Raw genomic sequence first — 21295 nt, forward strand, 5'->3', positions numbered from 1 at the left:
GGTCTGCTCTCCCATCACTGTCCGCGGATGCCGAGTGGGCGCGTGGGGTCATCGCTGATCTCGACCCGCAGCTTGCTGCGCGCCTCCGGGCTCAGTCTTTCGGCGATGGCCTCGTAGACCGCCTTCGCCCGGCGCATGCCCAGGGCATCGTTGTACTCGACCGCTCCGCGCCTGTCGGCATGGCCGACGATTCCAATCACGCCTCCTCCCAGCTTCTCGATGTCCGCCGCGATCTTCGCGATCACAGGCTCGTACTGCGGTTTGATGGTGGACTTGTCGGTATCGAACAGGATCCGGCCCAGCACCGGCTGCAGGCCCAGCGACAACAGCATGCTCTCGCTGTCATTCAGGTTGGCGCGCACGGTGACCTGCAGGCTTTCGGTGCGCTCGGCGGGCAACACGGCCAACAGTGCTTCCTGCACGGCCTTGGCGCGGGCATAGCCGAGGGCCTCCTGCTCCGCCGTGGCTTCGATCAGCACTTCGCCGCCGTCGTGGGCCATGACCTGCTCGGCCATCTTCTCGATCACCGGCAGGTAGGCATCACGCAGGACAGCGCTTTCGGGCTCGAACAACACCGCTCCCAGTTCCATCTCGACGGTGTCCTCGCCCTGGATGCGGCCCGGCGGCAGCTTGACGCCGAAGTCGAAGCGCACCGGCACACCCGGGGTGATGCGACGCACCTGCGGATTGTCGGTGACGAACTCGGTGCCCGGCGGCAAGGTGACCGGATCGATCTTCATGATGAAGTTGCGACCGCGGCTGGCATTGCCGCCTTCGATACCGACCAGGTGGTAGCGACCGTACTGGTCGGTTTCCACCAGCAGCCCTTCGACCGTGGCGATGCGTACGCCGGGGATACCGCGTTCATCGATGCCTTCGTTCTCGATGATGTAGTCGACGCGGTAGCCATCGGCCACCTGGCTGACACGGCGCTCGATGCGCGGCGCGGCCGAGGTGAGGCCCTTGGCGGCGTCGCCCTCGACGTTCTCGACACTGACATTGCCGGCCGCATCCATCCTCACCTCAATGCCCTCGCCCGTGCTCAGGACGAAGTCGTCGGTGAAATCGGCCGATGCCAGCGTCTGGCTGATGACCACGCGGTGCGCCGAGGCCGGATCGGCCTCGGAACTGCGGCCGCTGACGGTGCCCAGCTGCAGGCCATGCAGCAGTGGCGAACTGGCGTCGGGCTCGGCCACCGGTCCCTGGCCGCGATCGACGGTGGTCGAGTTGGCGACATAGGCCGATGCAGCGAAACCACCCTGCGCGGTCACGTCACTCATCTCGGCGCTGTCCTGCCAGCCGTCGCCGTCGCGGTCGTTGAACACGGTACCGATGATCAGCGAGTCCTCCAGCAGCGGATCCGCCACCATCTGCACCTCGGCCGTGGCGACGTTGGACACGGTCTCGCCATCGTCGCGCAGGTAGGCGCTGTTGACGTGCACGCCCGGGCGCACGCCGGCACCGACGCGCAGGAGGTAGCCCACCGTGGCGCGCTCGCCGACCGCGATGTCGATCTGGTCGACCTGGATCGGGTAGGTCCCGACCAGTCGCCCGTTGTCGTCGCCATCCTCGACCGTCAATGAACCATCGACATAGGTGAAGCCCGCCGGCGGGGTGTCGATCAGGGTGCCATCGACGACCGGCACGTCGCCGGTGTTCTCCATCACCAGCGTGTAGCGGACCAGGTCACCGACATTGATGTCGCGCGGCGAGGCGGTCTTGATGATCCGCACCGAGGCCGGCTCATCCTGTACCGGCAGGGCAACCTCGTCGGTCGCCGTGACCGTCACGGTGCCCGTGCCCGAGGCGGAATCGCCCGATGCCAGCACCTCGTTGAGCAACTCACCGCTCGGTGTCGCCGCTTCCTGCTCGGTGATGGTGTGCGTGTACGCATCGCAGGTCGCGACCTGTCCCGGTGCCAGCGTGGTCGGTGCGCAGGTCAAGGTGGTGGGCGTGCCGCCCTGGAAGGTGTCGGCCACGCTCACATCGGCCAGCGTCACGTTGCCGGTGTTGGTCACCGTCACCGTGTAGGTCACCACGTCATCCGGGTTGCCCACATCGGGCGTCTGGTTGTCCACGGTGAGGGCAGCGGACTTGGTGGTGGCGATGGCCGGGCGCTGGATGACCGGCGTGACATCGGTCGCCTCGCAGTTGGGCGAAGCCGAGCCGGCCGGACAGGCTTCCGGTGGCAACGGCGGGACGTTCGGCGGCGGTTCGGCCGTCGATGTCGCCTCGTTGACCACCTGGCCGGCGTCGGTGTCCGCCTGGACCACGGTGTAGCTGCCTTCCAGCGTACACACCGCGCCCGGTGCAAGCAGCGGACAGGTGATGCTGGCCGGGTCGATCATCGCGTCACTGATCGTCACGTTGGCCAGTGGCACGTTGCCGGTATTGGTCGCGGTCACGGTGTAGGTGAGCACGTCACCGGTGCTGACCTCGCCGTTGCCATCGACGTCGTCGTAGCTGGACATGGACTTGGCGGTTTCCAGCGACGGACGGCTGACCGGATGGTCGGTCGAGCAGACCACGCACTCCGGATCCGGATCGCCGCCCGGCGGATTGGTGGCCACCACGTTGTTGGCCACCGAGCCGGTGGCATCGGCGTCGACCGTGGCGGTGTACACCACGTCATAGGTGCCCGGCAGGGTGCCGGCGGGCAGTTCGCACACCAGTTCACCCGAGCAGGTGTAATCGCCGGCGCTGGTCACCGTGCCGAAGCTCATCCCGGCACTCAACGAGTCGGTGAGGGTCAAGGGCTGGGTCAGGGCGGACCCGGAGACCGTCGCGCTGAGGGTGAAGGTCAGGGTGTCACCCGGCGCGACGATGTCGCCGGAGGGCGGATCGGAGGTCTTGTTGACCGTCGTCGTCGCCGGCACCAGCGGGTGGTCGGTGCTGCATGTCGTGCAGACCGGGTCCGGATCGATGCCCGGGGGCTTCGTCGCGACCACGCTGTTGCCGACCGAACCGGTGGCGTCGGCGTCGACCGTGGCGGTGTAGACCAGCGGATAGCTGCCCTGCGCGGTGCCGACGGGCAGCGTGCACACCAGCGGGCTGGTGCTGTTGCAGGTGAACGCGCCCGCGCTGGTCACGGTCCCGAAGCTCAGCCCCGGCCCCAGCGTATCGGTGATCGTGACCGCCTCGTGGAGTGCCGCATCCGCCACGGTGACGGTGACGGTGAACTCCAGGCTGTCGCCCGGTGCCACCTCGTCACCGGACGGCGGATCGGAGGTCTTGACCACGCTGATGGCGGCTGGCGTAACCGTCGTCGGAGTGCTCGCAGACCCGTTGGCGGTCGGGTCGGTTGCGGTTCCGGGAGCATCGCCGGTCGCGGTCGCCGTGTTGTCGACGCTGCCATTGGCCTCGTCCGCCACGGTGATGACGTAGGTGTTGCCCGTGGCCGTGCAGCTCGCGGTCTGGCCGGGATCCAGTGTCGTCACCGAGCATGCCAGCGACGGCAGCAGCGGATCGGTCACGGTGACCGGTGCCAACGAGACGTTGCCGGTGTTCTCCATGCTGAAGGCATAGGTGATGGTGTCGCCGGCATTGCCAACGAGTCCGTCACCGTTGGTGTCGGCGACCGTTGCGGTCTTGGCCAGCGTCAACGCCGGGGCCGATGCGATCGTTACCTGCGCGCTGGCGTCCGGGCTGGCGATCGCGTTGCCTCCCGGATCATTGCCGGTCGCCTGCGCGGTGTTGTCCACCACGCCCGCGTTCACGTCCGCCTGGGTCACCACGTAGTCGGTGCTGGTGCAGGTCTTCGTCGCACCCGGCGCCAGCGGACCCGGCGGACAGCTGATCACCGGTGCCGTGCCCGTGCCGCTGAACACCGTCTCGTTGATCGACACGCCGGTGACCGTCACGTTGCCGCTGTTGGTGACTTCGAAGCTGTACGCCACGATGTCGCCAGCCACCGCTGCCGTGGTCGGAGTGACCGTCTTGACAAGCGTCAGTGCGGGGTTCGAAGCGATCGTTACCTGCGCGCTGGCGTCCGGGCTGGCGATCGCGTTGCCTGCCGGATCATTGCCGGTCGCCTGCGCGGTGTTGTCCACCACGCCCGCGTTCACGTCCGCCTGGGTCACCACGTAGTCGGTGCTGGTGCAGGTCTTCGTCGCACCCGGCGCCAACGGACCCGGCGGACAGCTGATCACCGGTACAGTGCCCGTGCCGCTGAACACCGTCTCGTTGATCGACACGCCGGTGATCGTCACGTTGCCGCTGTTGGTGACTTCGAAGCTGTACGCCACGATGTCGCCAGCCGCCGTCGCCGTGGTCGGGGTGACCGTCTTGACAAGTGTCAGCTCGGCGTCACGCGGCACCGGCACGATGTTCGGCGGCGTGATGCACTTGCCTTGCGTCGCGTCGCCGACCGGGCAGGCGTTGCTTCCGCCCGTCGCGGTGTTCACCACCTCGCCCGCATCCACGTCGCTCTGCTGCACCACGTAGGTGCCCACCAGCTCGCACGTGCCGCCCGGCGCCACGTTCGTGCAGGTCTGCGTGTCGGGCGTGATCAGGCTGTCGGTCACCACCACCGTCGGCAGCGTCACGTTGCCGGTGTTGGTCACCGTCACCGTGTAGGTCAGCGTGTCGTTCAGGCTCACGTCCGTGCTGCCGTCCTCGTCCGCGTTCGACGTCAACGACTTCACGATCGTCTGGTCCGGCGCCGCCGCCGTCAGCGGCACGCTCTTGCTGTCGGTGCCGTCCACCGCCGCACCGGCCGGCGGGTCGGCCGTCGCCGTCGCCACGTTGTCCAGCGTCCCGCCCGCGTCCACCTCGGCCTGCGTCACCGTGTGCGTGTACGCCGTGCAGGTCGCGATGTCGTTCGGGGCCAGCGTCGTCGGGCTGCACGTCAACGTCGTCGGCGCGCCGCCTTCGAACGCGTCCGTCACCGCCAGGTTGGCCAGCGTCACGTTGCCGGTGTTCTGCACCGACACCGTGTAGGTGATCACCTCGCCCGCATCCGCCGTCGTGTTCCCGTTCGGATCGTCCAGCGACGCGGTCTTGGTGACCACCAGCTCGGCGTCACGCGGCACCGGCACGATGTTCGGCGGCGTGATGCACTTGCCTTCCGTCGCGTCGCCGGCCGGGCAGGCGTTGCTTCCGCCCGTCGCGGTGTTCACCACCTCGCCCGCATCCACGTCGCTCTGCTGCACCACGTAGGTGCCCACCAGCTCGCACGTGCCGCCCGGCGCCACGTTCGTGCAGGTCTGCGTGTCGGGCGTGATCAGGCTGTCGGTCACCACCACCGTCGGCAGCGTCACGTTGCCGGTGTTGGTCACCGTCACCGTGTAGGTCAGCGTGTCGTTCAGGCTCACGTCCGTGCTGCCGTCCTCGTCCGCGTTCGACGTCAACGACTTCACGATCGTCTGGTCCGGTGTCGCCGCCGTCAGCGGCACGCTCTTGCTGTCGGTGCCGTCCACCGCCGCACCGGCCGGCGGATCCGCCGTCGCCGTCGCCACGTTGTCCAGCGTCCCGCCCGCGTCCACCTCGGCCTGCGTCACCGTGTGCGTGTACGCCGTGCAGGTCGCGATGTCGTTCGGGGCCAGCGTCGTCGGGCTGCACGTCAACGTCGTCGGCGCGCCGCCTTCGAACGCGTCCGTCACCGCCAGGTTGGCCAGCGTCACGTTGCCGGTGTTCTGCACCGACACCGTGTAGGTGATCACCTCGCCCGCATCCGCCGTCGTGTTCCCGTTCGGATCGTCCAGCGACGCGGTCTTGGTGACCACCAGCTCGGCATCACGCGGCACCGGCACGATGTTCGGCGGCGTGATGCACTTGCCTTCCGTCGCGTCGCCGACCGGGCAGGCGTTGCTTCCGCCCGTCGCGGTGTTCACCACCTCGCCCGCATCCACGTCGCTCTGCTGCACCACGTAGGTGCCCACCAGCTCGCACGTGCCGCCCGGCGCCACGTTCGTGCAGGTCTGCGTGTCGGGCGTGATCAGGCTGTCGGTCACCACCACCGTCGGCAGCGTCACGTTGCCGGTGTTGGTCACCGTCACCGTGTAGGTCAGCGTGTCGTTCAGGCTCACGTCCGTGCTGCCGTCCTCGTCCGCGTTCGACGTCAACGACTTCACGATCGTCTGGTCCGGTGTCGCCGCCGTCAGCGGCACGCTCTTGCTGTCGGTGCCGTCCACCGCCGCACCGGCCGGCGGGTCGGCCGTCGCCGTCGCCACGTTGTCCAGCGTCCCGCCCGCGTCCACCTCGGCCTGCGTCACCGTGTGCGTGTACGCCGTGCAGGTCGCGATGTCGTTCGGGGCCAGCGTCGTCGGGCTGCACGTCAACGTCGTCGGCGCGCCGCCTTCGAACGCGTCCGTCACCGCCAGGTTGGCCAGCGTCACGTTGCCGGTGTTCTGCACCGTCACCGTGTAGGTGATCACCTCGCCCGCGTCTGCAGTCGTGTTCCCGTTCGGGTCGTCCAGCGACGCGGCCTTGGTCACCACCAGCTCGGCGTCACGCGGCACCGGCACGATGTTCGGCGGCGTGATGCACTTGCCTTCCGTCGTGTCGCCCACCGGGCAGGCGTTGCTCTCGCCCGTCGCGGTGTTCTCCACCTGGCCGGCATCCACGTCCGACTGCTGCACCACGTAGGTGCCCACCAGCACGCACGTGCCACCAGGCGCCACGTTCGTGCAGGTCTGCGTGTCGGGCGTGATCAGGCTGTCGGTCACCACCACCGTCGGCAGCGTCACGTTGCCGGTGTTGGTCACCGTCACCGTGTAGGTCAGCGTGTCGTTCAGGCTCACGTCCGTGCTGCCGTCTTCGTCCGCGTTCGAGGTCAGCGACTTCACGATCGTCTGGTCCGGCGCCGCCGCCGTCAGCGGCACCGATGCGTCGTCGTCGCCGGTCACCGCCGCGCCGGCCGGCGGGTCGGCCGTCGCCGTCGCCACGTTGTCCAGCGTGCCGCCCGCGTCCACTTCGGCCTGCGTCACCGTGTGCGTGTACGTCGTGCAGGTCGCGGTGTCGTTCGGCGCCAGCGTTGCCGGGCTGCATGCCAGCGTCGTCGGCGCGCCGCCTTCGAACGCATCCGTCACCGCCAGGTTGGCCAGCGTCACGTTGCCGGTGTTCTGCACCGTCACCGTGTAGGTGATCACCTCGCCCGCGTCCGCCGTCGTGTTCCCGTTCGGATCGTCCAGCGACGCGGTCTTGGTGACGGTCAGCTCCGGATCGAGATCCACCGTCACGGTTGCGTCGTCATCCGGACTGGTGACGGCCGTGGCATCCGGGGCGGTACCGGACGCATTCGCGACATTGGTGATGCTGCCGGCATCGATGTCGGCCTGGGTCACCGCATAGGTGGCGGTACAGGTCGTGCTGGCCTGTGGCGCCAGGCTCGTCGCATTGCAGGTGATGGCGGACAGGCTGCCGGTGCCGGAGAAGCTGACCTCGTTGATGACCAGCCCGGACACGGTCACGTTGCCCTGGTTGGTGACCTGGAAGGTATAGGTCACGCTGTCATTGGCTGCGGCGACCGTGGTCGGATTGGCGGTCTTGACCATGGCCAGCACGGGAGTCGCCGGCAGTGGCACGTCCACCGCATCGTCGTCGGTGACGGCGGCGTCCGTGGGGTCGAGCCCCGTGGCCGTGGCATCGTTGGTCACGATGCCCGCGTCGATGTCGCCCTGCGTGAGCGTGTAGGTCGCGGTGCCGCAGTCGGCGACGCCACCGGGTGGCAGTGTCAGCGGCGCGCACACCAGATCGACACCCGGCATGAGGGTATCGGTCACGTCGATGCTGCGCACCGACACGTTGCCCACGTTCTCCACCGAGAAGGCATAGGTGATCTGGTCGCCAGCGTCCGTCACCGCAGGCAGCGCACCCTGATCAACGGTGGGGGCACCGGCGGTCTTGGTCAGCTCGATCGCGGCATTGCGCGGCAAGGTGACATTCGCCGTGTCCGGCTGCGAGCTGATGCGGTTGCTCCCGGGCGGCGTGCCCTGCGCGGTCGCGCTGTTGTTGACCACGCCCACGTCCATTTCGGCCTGCGTGATGGTGTGCACGCCGGTGCAGGTCGTCACCGAATCGGGCGGCGACGTGGCCGGGATGTCGACCTTGTCGCAGGTGGCCGGCGCGTCCAGCTTCGGGTCCGTGATCCCGATGTCACTCAGTGTGACGTTGCCGGTGTTGGTCACCACGAAGGTATAGGTGATGGTGTCGCCGGCATCGGTGGCCGCAGGGTCGGCGCCCTGGTCCACGCTGGGCGTGCCCGCGGTCTTGTCGATGGTGAGCGACTGCTGCTGCGGCGCGATGTCGACGTCGGCACCGGCATCCGTCGTGCCGCCGTCCCAGGTCGCATTCGCGGTGTTCTCGATGACGCCATCACCGCCGCCACGCGTGTCGAAGTCGGTCTGGGTGGCGACGTAGGTGCCCGTGCAGACGAAGCCGTCGCCCGGCGCCAGGCTGGCGATCGGGCTGGCCGGGGTGCAGCTCAGGGTCGCGGCAACGAGCGGGTCGGTCACCACCAGGTTGGTCAGCGTGACGTTCCCGGTGTTCGTACCGGTGATGGTGTAGGTGATGACGTCGCCCGGATCGTTGACGACGGTGACATCGGCCACCTTGTCGAAGTCGAGCACCGGATTCTGGTCGATCCGTATCCGCAGCGTGTCGTCGACTGTCAACGGTGTGCCCGCCCCCACCTCGGTCTGGCCGGTCGCGGTCGCGGTGTTGTCCAGCGTGCCGCCGGCATCGATGGTGGCCTGGTCGACGGTGCGTGTCGTTCCCGTACAGATCTGGTCGGCCCCTGAACCGGCCCCGCCGAAGCTCACGTCCGCACCCGGCGCAAGGCTCGCGACGGTCGGGCAGGACAAGCCCAGGGTCGGATCGGAAACGTCGAGATCGTGGATCGTGACGTTGCCGGTGTTGGTGACGGTGAAGGTGTAGTTGATGATGCCCGGTGCGCTCACGGTGCTGACGTCGGCGGCCTTCACGAGGGTCATGCCCTGCTGGCGAACCGGCAGGGTCACCTCTTCCAGCACACTGGCCTGCAGGGTGGTGCCATCGGGCCGCTCGGCCGTGACGGTGGCTTCGTTCTCCAGGCGCCCGTTGCCCGGGTTGAGGTCGGTCGCGCCACCGAGGTCGATGTCGGCCTGGGTCACGGTGTAAACGTCGCCCGCGGTGCAGGTGAACGTCGCCGTGTCGCCGGGCGCCAGCGTGGGGATCGCGTCGCAGGCGAGCGACGGCAACCATGCATCGGTGAGGACCAGGTTGGACAACGTGACGTTGCCAAGGTTTTCCACCTCGAACACATAGGTGATCTGGTCACCGGCCACGGATACCGACTGCGGCGTGGCGGTCTTGAAGACCTGCATCTGCGTCACCTGCGGGGCAAGCTCCTGCGCCGCGTCGGCGGTGTCGGTGACTTCAACGGTCGTTCCGCCGTCCACGTACTCGGCCCGTTCGCTGACCGTGTTGTTCACGAAGCCGGTGCCGCCCACGGGCGCGCCGTTGGCGTCGATGTCGGCCTGGGTCACGGTGTAGGTATTGCCGGTGCACGAGAAGGTCGCGCTCTGCCCAGGACCCAGCGCGGCGATCGGGTTGCAGGTCAGCCCGGCGCCCAGCAGGGTGTCGTTGGTGATCCGCAGGTCCCGCAGGGTACGCGGACCGGGGTTGTTCACCGAGAAGGTATAGGTGATGACCTCGCCGGCATCCGCCCGCCCGTCACCATCGGTGTCGGCCAGATCGCCACTCTTGACGAGCTCAGCCCGACCCGGGCCCGGATCGACATTGACGTCGGCCGGATCGCTGTCGTCGGTCTCGGTGCCGTTGTGCTCGCCGCTTGCCGTGGCAGTGTTGTGGATCGTGCCGCCCGCATCGATGTCCGCCTGGGTAACGGTATAGGTCGCGGTGCAGGTCACCGATTGCCCGGGGGCAAGGACGGTCGGCAGCGTATCCGGGGCGCAGTCGAGATCGCTGAGGCCGAACATGGTGTCGGTGATGGTCACGTCGCTCAAGGTGACGTTGCCGGTGTTGGTGACCTCGAACGTGTAGGTCACGACATCGCCCACCGAGTCGACGCTGGTCGGGTTCGCGGTCTTGTCGATCTCGATGTCAGGCAATGGCGGATCGATCGGCGTCTGGTCGGTGGCCGGAATCGGTGGGATCGTGCCGCCATTGGGGCCGGTCGGCACAAGCTCGGCGATGTTGTCGATGTCGCCATCGCCACCGCCCTGGTTGTCGATGTCGTCCTGGGTGATGGTGTAGGTGTTGCCGGTACAGGCCACGTCCGCGGGCGGCTGCGTACCGAAGGTCACCGTCTGCCCGGGCAGGATCGGCGGCGAGGCATCGCAGCTCAGGTTCGGAAGCAGCGGATCGCTGATGTCGACCGCCGTGATGGTGCTGTTGCCGGTATTCTTGACGGTGAAGGTGTACTCGATGACATCGCCGACACTGCCGACGCCATTGCCGTCCGCATCGGGCAGCAGGGCGCCGCTCTTGGCGAAGTCGCCGGTGAATTGCTGCGGCGGCAACGGCACGTCCTCGTTGTCGTCGCCATTGACCGGATCGCCGCCGTCGGTGGTGCCGGACGCGGTCGCGGTGTTGCTGATGTTGCCGTCGTCGCTGCCGTCGCTGGAACCGTTGCGGTCGATGTCGGCCTGGGTGACGGTGTAGGTCGCGCTGCAGGTGACGCTGGCGCCCACCGCCAGGTCGGCGGGAAGCGCAGGCGTGCAGGTGCCCAGGGTCAGGCCGGGCAGCGGATCGGTGACGGTGACGTCGTTGACCGGGACATTGCCGGTGTTGGTGACGGTGATGGCGTAGGTGACGACATCGCCCGCCTGGGTCACGGTCGAGGCGCTGCTCTTGTCGACCGTCAGCTCGTGACGCTGGACGAAGGTGTTGCTGTAGGTGCAGGTAACGGTGTTGCCGACATCGCCGAGGTTGATGGCCAAGCCGTTGGACGGATCCGTGTCGCTACCGTCGCAGGTCACCGTGGTATCGAAATCACCCGGGTCGCCCACGGTGAAGGATTCGCCTCCCAGGCTGCCGACCTCTTCCACGAACACTTCGACCGGACCCACCGTGGTGGTGTTGGGGAAGTCGGAACTGAAGGCAGGCGTATTGTTGGTGAAGCCGGTGCTGGCCGGGATATCGACGCTGGCACCCGGGCTCGGCCCGCCCCAGACCTTGCGCACGATCAGCTGCGCGCTCTTGCGGTCATTGGTCCAGGTACAGGTAATGGGGCCATCGTTGGGTCCGACCGTCAACGTGCCGCCCGCGCCGGCGCTGCCCAGGACGAAGCCACTGGTGTTGGTGCAGTCAATGCTGATGTCGTAGTTGTTGCTGGTGCCGTTGGTGAACGACTCGCCCATCTGGATGACGTCGCCGGCATAGATGTCGACGGTAGCGCCGGTGTCCGTCTGCGTGGCGCCGCCACTTGCAGTGGACAGTACCGTCGCTGCGTTCAGTCCGCCGGCGGCGCGGTCCGCGACGACTTCGACCGAATCGCCGGCAATCGCGTTCAACCACACCTTCTGCAGCGTCAGGGTGGTGGGGATGCGGGTATTGGTATAGGTGCAGACGATGCTGGCACCCTCATCGCTGGCCTGGATGTCCAGCGTGTTCACCGACTTGCCGTCGCTGCCGGACAGGCTGCCGCCCGAGCAGGACAGCGCCACCTGGTAGGTGTCGAGCACGGCAGGCCCGCCGGCCATGGTCTCCTCGGGCAGGGTCGCCTGCTCGCCGGCGAAGACGGTGACGGCCGGGCCGCTGTTGTCGCCGGTCGGCGCGGTCGCGGTGAACGCCGAGGTGTTGTTGACCAGCCCGGTGGTCGCGCCGATCTGGGCCACGTCTCCGGTCGCGGCACCGGGGCCCCAGGCCTTGGCGAGTTGCAGGGTCGCCGACCGACGGGTGTTGGTGAAGGTACAGGTGATGTCGGTGTCGCTGGCATCCACCGTCAGGGTGTTGCCGGACAGCCCGCTGGTACCCGAACAATTCAGCACGCTGTCGTAGTTGGCCGCATTGGCCGGGGTACCGAACGTTTCCGCGAGCACGATGGTCTCGCCCGCATAGACCTGGAACTGCGCGTTGTCGGTTTCCGATGCCGTGTCGGCCACGGAATCGAGCTCGATCGGCGTCGTCGAGCTGCCGGTGGCGGTGACCTGCGCGGCCTCGCCGATGGCAGCGTTCAGCCAGGTCTTCTGGATGACCAGGTTGACCGGCTTGCGCTCATTGGTCCACGTGCACTCGATGGCGTTATCGGCCGGATCGATCGTCAACGTGTTGTTGCCGCCCACGGGCTGGGTGTTGCCGGAGCAGGCCAGTTCCGCGTTGTAGTTGCCGGGGTTGCTCAGCGCTTCGCTGATCGTCCCGGAATCACCCGCATACACCGTCACCGGCGTACCGATGGACACGTTGTTGCCAGTCGAGTCGGCAGTCGACTGGAAGGAGACGTCGTTGCTGAAGCCGCTGGTGCTGAGGTCAGCGGTGTCGCCCGGCAGCGCGTTGATCCACTGCTTGGACAGTGTGAGCTGGACCTCGGTGCGCGCGTTGTTGAACTCACAGCTGACCGCGCTGTCGTCCGGCATGGTGAAGCTGCCGCTCAGTCCAGAGCCGGAAACCGTCAGGCTGCCGCCATCCGCGACGCGGGTACACGAAAGGGTGCTGCCATAGTCGGCGGCCACCCCCGTCGAGAACGCCTCGCTCAGGGTGATCGTGGCACCCGGCGCGCCCTTCGCCGTCGCCGGCGTGGTGCCTGCACCCGCGGTCGAACTGCCCTGGGCGTTGTCGATCACCGTGCCGGCGATGCTCAAGCTCACCGCATCGCCATCGACCGGATTGGTCCAGGTCTTGGTCAACGAGATGTCGCGATAGACGGTGTGCGTGGTGGCGCACGAGGTCGGGCAGGCGTCGCCACCGGTGACGTTGTTGCCCACGGTCGCGCCCGCGCTGGAGTTGACGACCGCGTTGTAGGTGATGACGTAGTCGCCGATCGGCGCGCCCGCCGGCACGGTGCAGGTCAGCACCTGGCCCGAGCGGGAACATTCGCTGGGCAGCGCAGCGCTGGGGGTCAGCCCGGCGTCGAGGGTGTCGGTCAGCACGATGTCCGCGGTGGTGGCGGAATCGGCAATGGTGGTCGTCAGCGTGTAGGTGATGACGTCGCCGATACGGACCGCCGAACCCGAGGCCGGCGATGCCGTCTTCGCCACGCTGTTGCTGGACGCGATGATCGGGGTCGTCGAGGTGGACGTGTTGTTGCCCGGAACCGGATCGGTCGCCGTGGTGGTGACTTCAGCGGTGTTCACGAGATCACCGGTGGCACCGATATCCAGGGTGCCCGATACGGTGACCTCCCCTCCCGTCCCGGACGACAGGCTCGGCACCGTACAGGTGATCACCTGGCCGGCGATGCTGCAGGCGGCGGCGTTGGGCCCGCTGAGCGACAGGCCGGTGACCGACGACGGCACCGTGTCGGTCACAGTGACACCGGTATCCGAGGGCCCGAGATTGTTGACGTTGAGGGTCCAGCTGACCGTCTGGCCCGGCACGGCCGGATTTGGCGTCGCCAGGGACTTGATGATCTCGGCATCCGCGCTCGCCGCGGCGGTGTCGGTATCGCTGGCCGTATTGTTGTCCGGCGTCGGATCGCTGGTGTCCGAACTGACCGTGACTGTGTTCGTCAGCGGATCCACGGCACCCGAAGGGATGGCCGCGACGATGGAATAGGTCAGGCTGCCGCCATCGGGCAGGCTCGGCACGGTTTCGGCGATGCTGCCATTGCCGCTCGCATTGGGACAGCTCGCCCCGCCGGCGGCGCTGCAGGTCCAACTGGTGAAGGTGGGCGTGACCGCGCCGGTGGGCTGCGGATCGGAGATCAGCACATTGCTGGCGGCGGACGGGCCATTGTTGGTGACGACGACGGTGTAGGTCGTGGTCGAGCCCGGCACATAGGTGGCGCTGCCGTCGTCCTTGGTGACGGCAAGGTCCGCCGACGCCTCCACGATCACCGTCGCGGCACCGTTGTTGTTGGGTCCGATTGGATCGGTGATGGTCGACGGCACGCTGATCTGGGCCTGGTTGGTCAGGCTGGAAGCTGCATTTGCGTCGACGGTACAGGCGACGATGAGTGTCACCGCGCTACCTGACGGGAGGCCCACACCCGTCCAGGTGTCGACACCCGCACCACCTGCATCGAGCGTATAGGTGCCTTCCGAGGGCGTATAGCTGCAGGAAGACAGACCCGCCGGCAGTACTTCGATCATCTGCAGCTCGTCCGCTGGGACGATTGCCGACGGGCCGTTGTTCGTTACCTCGATCGTGTAGGTCAGGACACCGCCTACCAGCACCGGATCTGGCGATGCGGACTTGACCAGGGCCAGGTCGGCCTCACGCACGATGTCATCGGTGTCGGTCGCGCTGTTGTTGCTGGTGTCGGGATCGGTCACCCCGGCAGGAGGCGCGATGCTGGCGGTGTTGCTTGCAGTCTGGGCGGAGACGGGCGACGCGGCGAGCGCAAGAAGCAAGGCGCCCAGCGCGAGGGAAAAACGACGACCCATCATGAAACCCCATTCGAAAGTTGCAGACACTCGACCACTCCAGAAGAACCCGACCCCATCCGGACCCTCGCGCCGCATCAATGGCGCTCCCGGACCACCCCACTACGTGCACTGCAGCAAGATGTGTGCCAGTGATCACAAATTATATAGCTGCGCATCACAAAGCACTAACAAACTCGCTCAAAACAATGACATCACACACGTCACCAGACAATAGACGTCAAAAAATGACGCTGTTCGTCACGTTTTCGCATCGTACCGAAACCCCCGGGCTCCCCATCAGGCTGCGGCACCCCGGACCTGCTGCGTCCCGGCACCGTGACAGCACCGGATACCCTCGTTCCACTGCACGCAGGTCGCCTGGCTTCGACTGGCACCCGCAGCGCCGGGTCATGGATACACGTCCCGATGACAAATTCCTGTGATGACAGACAGGGCCCTGGGCTGCGCAGACAGGTGCGCCCCGCCACGGCGGCCCGGGACCGGGATGGGGAAAAAGAAGAAAAAGTGGTGGGTCGTGTTGGATTCGAACCAACGACCAGCGGATTAAAAGTTCCCTTATGAATCAGTAACTTACTGATTCATAAGGGAAGTTGGCGTTAGCTCTTGTTAGCCGGTTTTACTTGAAGATCAATAATTTGCGTTAGCTTATTGCAGCGCACAAAAACTGCGCGGCGTACCGCTGGTGTACCGCCAAGTCAGTGGGTCAGCGCGGCCAAGCGCACCTGCCAATCGTTCTCCAGCACGAGTTCGCAGTGCAACGCGCGGTTGTCGCCGAGGTCCAACGCCATGTCGCCGACTACCTGGCCACTGTAGTTGCCGCTCAGCAGGTCCAAGAGGTCGCGCTTGTAGCGCGAATCGGGGTTATCTAGGTGCTGGCCCTTGGTCTCCAGGACCAGCACGCGCTCGCTGGCGCCTTCCTGGCGCACGGCCACCACAAGGTCCGGGTACACCTTGTGCTTGCGCCAGCCCTGCAGCCCGTACTGGCTGCGCGCCACGTTGCGGAACCACCAGTGGGTCGCGGCCTTCCCATCCACATAGCAGGCCACGTTGCGCTCCAGGCCATTGAGTCCGTCCTCGGTGGCCGGCACGAACAGGCTCTTTTCCGCCTGTACGCCATCGTCGCGCAACAGACCGCGCAGGGGCTTGGCGAGAGCAGCTTCGAAGGTCTCGGGCACCTGGTAGTTGCGTCCATCGGTGTGCAGGCTGAACTGCACCCGCCCCGTTGCGATCTCGTCGCGAAAGATCGCCTCGGCCATCGCGTCCAGCGCCGCTTCCAGATGCAACCGCAACTGGTCGATGATCAATCCGGCGCGTTCGCCGATCTTCGAGACATCCACTCCCGCCCCCGCCAGCTCGGTCAGCAGCCCGTCCACCAGCGTCCGCGCCTGCCACGCATTGGGTACCAGGTCGCTGATGGCGCGGCACGCATGCACCGGATCGAAACCGGGGGTCTCCCCGACACTGTCCCGGTCCTGCACCTCCAGTAACTCGCGGCCTTCCACAAGGCCGATACGCATGAAGTGCGATGCGGCCTGCGCATCCCCCGTGGCCAACCGCTTCGCCAGCGGCGCCATGTCGATGGCCAGCGGATCGGTCCGCCACAACAAATCCATTTCGTAATCCAGGTCACGCACCCGGCCGTCCTCGACCCAGCGCACCAAAGGCAGGAAGATACGCAACGACTCCATGCCCTTGCGGCGCTTCATGGTGGTGCTGTCGCCGGTGTCGCCGCCGTCCCTGGTCTTGACCTGGGTGGCAAGGTCGCCCATGCCGTCCTGCTCCAATCCGTTCTTGATGGCGGCGATCACGTCCTTGGTCTTGCTGTGCACGCACAGCACGTAGCATTCGTCGAGCGAAGCGATCCCGGTCTTCTCGGTATCCGGCTGGCGCAGGATGCGGCCGATCAGCTGCGTGAGCGCGCCCTTGCTGCTGACCGACGCCAGCGAGCACAGCACGTAGGCGAACGGGCAGTCCCATCCTTCCTGCAGCGCCGACTTGGTGATGATGAAGCGCACCGGATTGGTCGGGCTGGTCAGGTCCTGCCGCTCGGGCGCCTTCAGGTCGTCGCGCTCGGCGCTCTTGATCGCAATCTGGTCCTCGCGCAGGCCCAGCGTCATCAGGTACTCGAATGCATCCTCGCTATGCACGTGGCTGCCGTCGCGCTGGTCCTTGCCGGTCCGCTCCACCTGCACCAGGCAGATCGGCCGGATGTAGCGTGCGCAATCGGCATGCAGGCGTTCCGCATCGGCCTGCAGGGCGTCGAGCTGCGCCAACGACTCGCGCAGGCAGGCGCGCCAGTCCTTGCCGGCCTTCACCGCGACGTTGATCGGCAGCTTGATCATGTCCTCGTCGTCAAGGTCGGTGCCGCGCACGTCGCACAGCCAGTTGCTGTACACCGGCGGAGAGTCCTTCGGCCGGTCGGCCGGCGTCGCGGACAGCTCCAGCACGAAACTGGGGTTGAACCCGTACAGCGTGTCCATCGCCAGCTTCGAGTAACCCTTGTGCCCCTCGTCCAAAACCACGATGGGACGGATCGCGCGCAGCGCATTGCCCAGCGAATCCTTGACCACGTGCCAGTGCAGGGCCACGTCGCTGTAATAGTCGAGGTTGGGCACGTCTTCCAGCCAGCGGGCATGACCGTCGCGGTCGTCCGCCGCCGGGAAGAAGCCATGCACGCTGCCGCGGTCGCGGAACAGCCGCAGCGATTCCTTGGTCTCGCGATTGGCCGACTGCAGCATCAGCAGCATCACGCACAGGTTGCCGTCCACGTCGGCACGATTCAGCGGATCATCCTTCTCCAGAATCCGGGTGCGGCCGCCGCTGGCCTGGTCGAGCATGTGGCGGTAGGGGTGCTCGCGGTCGCGCAGTGCCTTGCGGGTTTGTGAGTAGATCGCCTCGTTGGGGCAAATCCACAGGACAAAGCCAGTGCGCTGCCGCTGCCACTGGCCCAGAATTCGCGAGATGCTCGCCGCCGCCAGCAACGTCTTGCCGCCGCCGGTGGGTACCTTGAGGCAGACATTGGGCACAGGCTTGCCGGCGCCGCTGACGCGCGGGCTGAAGGGAACTTCGGCGCGCGCGGCCGGCAGCTTCCCTGCCGCAGCCATGGCGTCCCAGGCCTTCCGGGTGAAGTCCGCCACCTGGATACCGGCATCGGGATGCTCGGCCGCCAATGCCGCCTGCTTGGCCGACATGGCCGCCTGATCCGAAAGTGCGTTCAGATAAAGGCTCAGGGTGGCCAGCACATTTTCCTGAAAATCCTTGAATTTCATTGATTTTTCCTCACTCCTCTCCCCGTCGGCATGCGCCTCGTGGCGCTTGCAACGGCAACGGAATTCCGTAAGATGCCCGGTACCGAGCCCCTTCGGACCGAACCGTCTCCGTATGGTGTGCTTGCCGGGCAATCGCCCGACTAGGCCGAAGGTGCGGACAAGGGAGCGACCACGTCGCTCCCTTCGTCTTTTGGGCTAGCGGAAATCCCATACGTCCCCCAGCCTCCCCGCACGCGCCAGCACCTGCCGCCAACGGTCCGCATGCTTGCGGTCATCCGCCCGGTATGAGCGGAAGATGGCGCCCGAGGCCATGTCCGCCAACTGGATCAGGTTGTCGCGGTGCGACTCGGCGAAACGGATGCTCCGCACCTGGCCCGGCTGCAGCTGGTGCCGCAGGTAGGTATTGAGCTCGTTCTTGAAACGACGGTCACCGCTGCCGTCGATCTTGATCCGCGCATCGGTCAGCACGCCGTGGTCGTTCGCCAGCAGCAGTTTGACGAAGAAGTTGTAGAACAGCTCCTTGCGCTCGCGCAGGTTCTCGCTGTAGATCGCCGACTTGTCCACCACCAGAGCCCGCACGCTGAAGCGGCAGCCACGCACGCAGTCGAAGAACGCATCCTTGATGTCGTCGTGGCACTTGGAGAACTTGAACTCGGCCTTCAGCGCCAGCTGCTGGCGTAGCGTGCCGATCGCCGCGCTGGTGCGTTCAGCCTCGGCGAAGTCGTCGAACACCACCATGGCGATCACGAAGTGCGACGACGAACCGCGCACCAGCTTGAAGCCGGGGTCGCCGCTCTCGTCGATCAGCACCAGCACGCGTGATCAGCCTTTCTCGATGCGGTACAGCGCATACGGCAGCGGCGCATGCTCCACGCCCAGCTCCAGCAGCTTCTTCTGCGGCACGAAGCGGGCTGGCGCGAACACCAGGTGCGGTTTGTCGCTCGCCGTCGCGGCAATGGTCTCGGCCAGCGACAGGGTCAGCGCGGCCTCGCGCGATTTCAGGAAGTCCAGATCGGGCCGGTAGACCAGCCAGACGTGATACTGCGCGCTTTCGCCCAGGTAACCGTCGGCCTCGCGCACCTTGGCCGGATCGAGCGGCTGGCCGGTGGCGGTATGGAACAGGTATCCGCCAAAGGCCGCGAACGACGGTAGCGACTTGCCTGTCAGAAGATCGTCCAGCTCCAGTTTGTCGCCCAGCGTGCAGTAGGTAAAGCCGCCGCCCAGGCCGTCGGTCTTCTTCGCGACAGCCTTCTCGCCGCTGACGACCAGTTCGCCGTCCTTGACCGTGGCCTTGACCTTGTCGAAGCGGCCCTCGTTCTGCTGCTCGATCAGCGCCACCTGGTCCAACAACTGGTTGGCCTTCTTGAGCTGCGAGAACGTCAGCTTCTGGCGCAGCAGCTCCTCGCGCTGGGTGCCGGTGTATTTGTAACCGTTGATCACCCGGCGCACGCGCTCTGCGGTCAGCGTGTCGGCGTAGTTCTCGCATTCGACCAGGATGAACTTGCGGTTGCCGCCGTCCTTGGCGTTTTGCGCCAGCACGGCGTGTGCAGTGGTACCGGACCCCGCGAAGGAGTCGAGGATGAGTGCATCCACTTCAGTCGTAAGCTCCATTAAACGCTGAATTAGCTTGGTCGGCTTGGGCGTGTCGAAGGGCCTCGCGCCATCAAAGATAGCCTTCAATTCTGCGCCCGCGTTTCTGGTGCTTCCGGCGAACTCATAAGGCCACCATGTTTGATTGACTACGCCGGACTTGGCCTCGCTCAGGAACTTCTTTTCCATCGGAAACTCGGCGTCGCCCTTCACGCCCCACCAAATTCGATCTTCCTTTGCGAGCCACTTCATCTTGTCTGGTGGCCGACGCCAGCTACTACCTTTAGGAGGGAACACGTCCTTGCCGACTTTATTGCTTAACGCGTAGTAGTCGCGGTCACGATGCTCTGCCCGCGTCAACGGCGCAGCAAGCCAAGGGCCTCGTCTGTCTTTATCTGGATTCGTATATGTCTCTACTTGTTCTTCGCTCCTTTCCAGCAAAGCCCCTTGGAAGGTTTCGGACTTCGAGTAGATAAGCACGTGATTGTGCGTCTCGGCCATGCCGGAACTATTGTTTCCTGGCGTGTCCTTCGACTGCCACACGATGTTGGCGATGAATCGCTTCTCGCCAAATATTTCATCGAGAACGGCTCGCAATCGATGATCTTCGTTGTTGTCAATGGTTAGGGCGATAGTTCCGTCGTCGCTCAACAACTCATGCAGCAGCTTCAACCGCGGCCACATCATGCAAAGCCACTTGTCGTGGCGCAGCATGTCCTCGCCGTTGACCGGGTTGCCGCTCAGCCAGTCCTTGATCAGCGGGCTGTTGACGTTGTCGTTGTAGGCCCAGCCCTCGTTGCCGGTGTTGTAGGGCGGGTCGATGAACACCAGGTCCACCTTGCCGGCGTAGCGCGGCAGCAGGCTCTTGAGCGCGTGCAGGTTGTCGCCTTGGATGATCAGGTTTTCAGGATCGTCGCCGCAGGACTTCTTCGCATCCGGCACCAGCGGCCGGAACGGCACGGTCAAGTGGTGGTTGTAGACGAATTCCTTGCCCTTGAAGTGCAGCTCCGGCATTGCGGTCCCCTGGTGGATCGTGCCGATGCGGGATCGGCTGGCATGGCCCGGGTTACGGGCAGATGAGTTCAAGCTTCGGATAATACGTGCGGTAGCGCTTCGCATCCCGCGTCAGCAGCGCCATGCCATCGATGGCGGCATGGGCGCCGATGTAGAAGTCCGGTAGAGGCGAGGTGCGCGCGCCCTTGGCACGGCGGTACTGCAGGAAAGCCTTGCCGGCGAGGAAGCCGGCCTCCCACGGCAGCTCCAGCCGGGTAAAGGCATTGGCCGGCAGGGCCGCGTCCAGCTCCTCGATGCGCTCGAAGCCGACCGAGACCTCGGCATAGATGATGGGGTTGATGCACAGCTCCGCGCCGTCGGCACAGGCATCCAGCTGCGCCGCCGACCATTCATACCAGTCCGGATCGTCCGTCAGCACGTCCAGCAGGACGTTTGCGTCCACCAGCACGCGCCGGCCCGCGGCCGGCATCGAGGCGGGCGGGTCAGTCGCCACGAGTCAGCTTCATGATCTCGTCGGTGCCCATCCGCGCCGTCGCGCGGCCGCGCAGGCGGGCAGCCAGGCTGCCGCTGCGGGCCTTGGGCGGATGGGCGATGGTGGTCTCGGCCTCGCGCAGTGCGGCTTCGCGCACGAAGGTGGCCACCGGCAGGCCATGCAGCTCGGCGGCGCGACGCAGGCGGTTCTTGTCCTCGACGCTCAGGCGCAGGTCGAGGCGGTCGGCGATGGCAGTCATGTCGGGCCTCCTTGTACGGCAGCGTACCGTACCGAAAGCCGAATCGCCAGCCGGGGCGAAGCGTTGGCGGAAGGCCAGCGAGCAGGCCTGACGCTCCCCCGGGGTCATGGCCTGTACTGCCTCACAGGCCGCCGCCATCCGGTCGAACAGGAAGCCGCGCTCGGGCCAAGTCAGGGGTTCGGCCGAGGGGCTTCCGGAGAGGACG

6 protein-coding genes are annotated in these 21295 nt (G+C 66.3%); all 6 read right to left on the minus strand.

Going from position 1 to position 21295, the window contains the following annotated elements; genetic code table 11:
• Positions 1–14: 14 nt before the first annotated feature.
• The 6 genes from H4F99_RS08480 to H4F99_RS08505 all read right to left on the minus strand — a co-directional run bounded on the left by H4F99_RS08480 (position 15) and on the right by H4F99_RS08505 (position 21090).
• Positions 15–14486, minus strand: a complete 14472-nt coding sequence (locus H4F99_RS08480; protein WP_182669302.1) for a DUF7507 domain-containing protein — start codon at positions 14484–14486, stop codon at positions 15–17.
• Between the two features lie 695 nt (positions 14487–15181).
• On the minus strand, positions 15182–17755 hold the full coding sequence (locus H4F99_RS08485; protein ID WP_182669303.1) for a DEAD/DEAH box helicase: 2574 nt from the start codon (positions 17753–17755) through the stop codon (positions 15182–15184).
• 195 nt (positions 17756–17950) lie between these two features.
• Complete coding sequence (locus H4F99_RS08490) at positions 17951–18571, minus strand: DUF3800 domain-containing protein (RefSeq protein ID WP_182669304.1); 621 nt, start codon at positions 18569–18571, stop codon at positions 17951–17953.
• A gap of 6 nt (positions 18572–18577) precedes the next feature.
• Positions 18578–20359, minus strand: coding sequence for a site-specific DNA-methyltransferase (locus tag H4F99_RS08495; RefSeq protein WP_182669305.1), 1782 nt, complete (start codon positions 20357–20359; stop codon positions 18578–18580).
• 52 nt (positions 20360–20411) lie between these two features.
• Entirely contained in the window at positions 20412–20852 is a 441-nt protein-coding gene (locus H4F99_RS08500) for a type II toxin-antitoxin system VapC family toxin (RefSeq protein WP_343064173.1), read from the minus strand.
• Positions 20842–21090 (minus strand): type II toxin -antitoxin system TacA 1-like antitoxin, encoded by a 249-nt coding sequence (locus tag H4F99_RS08505; protein ID WP_182669306.1) that lies wholly within the window; start codon positions 21088–21090, stop codon positions 20842–20844. Before H4F99_RS08505 ends, H4F99_RS08500 begins: the two co-directional genes overlap by 11 nt.
• Between the last annotated feature and the right edge of the window lie 205 nt (positions 21091–21295).

It is taken from the genome of Marilutibacter penaei, from assembly GCF_014145395.1.
GTDB classification, from domain to species: Bacteria; Pseudomonadota; Gammaproteobacteria; order Xanthomonadales; family Xanthomonadaceae; genus Marilutibacter; species Marilutibacter penaei.

Excerpts from the sequence above, each read along its gene's own strand:
- H4F99_RS08480 (WP_182669302.1), bottom strand. The coding sequence starts at position 14,486 with ATGATGGGTCGTCGTTTTTCCCTCGCGCTGGGCGCCTTGCTTCTTGCG.
- H4F99_RS08495 (WP_182669305.1), bottom strand. The coding sequence starts at position 20,359 with ATGCCGGAGCTGCACTTCAAGGGCAAGGAATTCGTCTACAACCACCAC.
- H4F99_RS08505 (WP_182669306.1), bottom strand. The coding sequence starts at position 21,090 with ATGACTGCCATCGCCGACCGCCTCGACCTGCGCCTGAGCGTCGAGGAC.
- H4F99_RS08485 (WP_182669303.1), bottom strand. The coding sequence starts at position 17,755 with ATGAAATTCAAGGATTTTCAGGAAAATGTGCTGGCCACCCTGAGCCTT.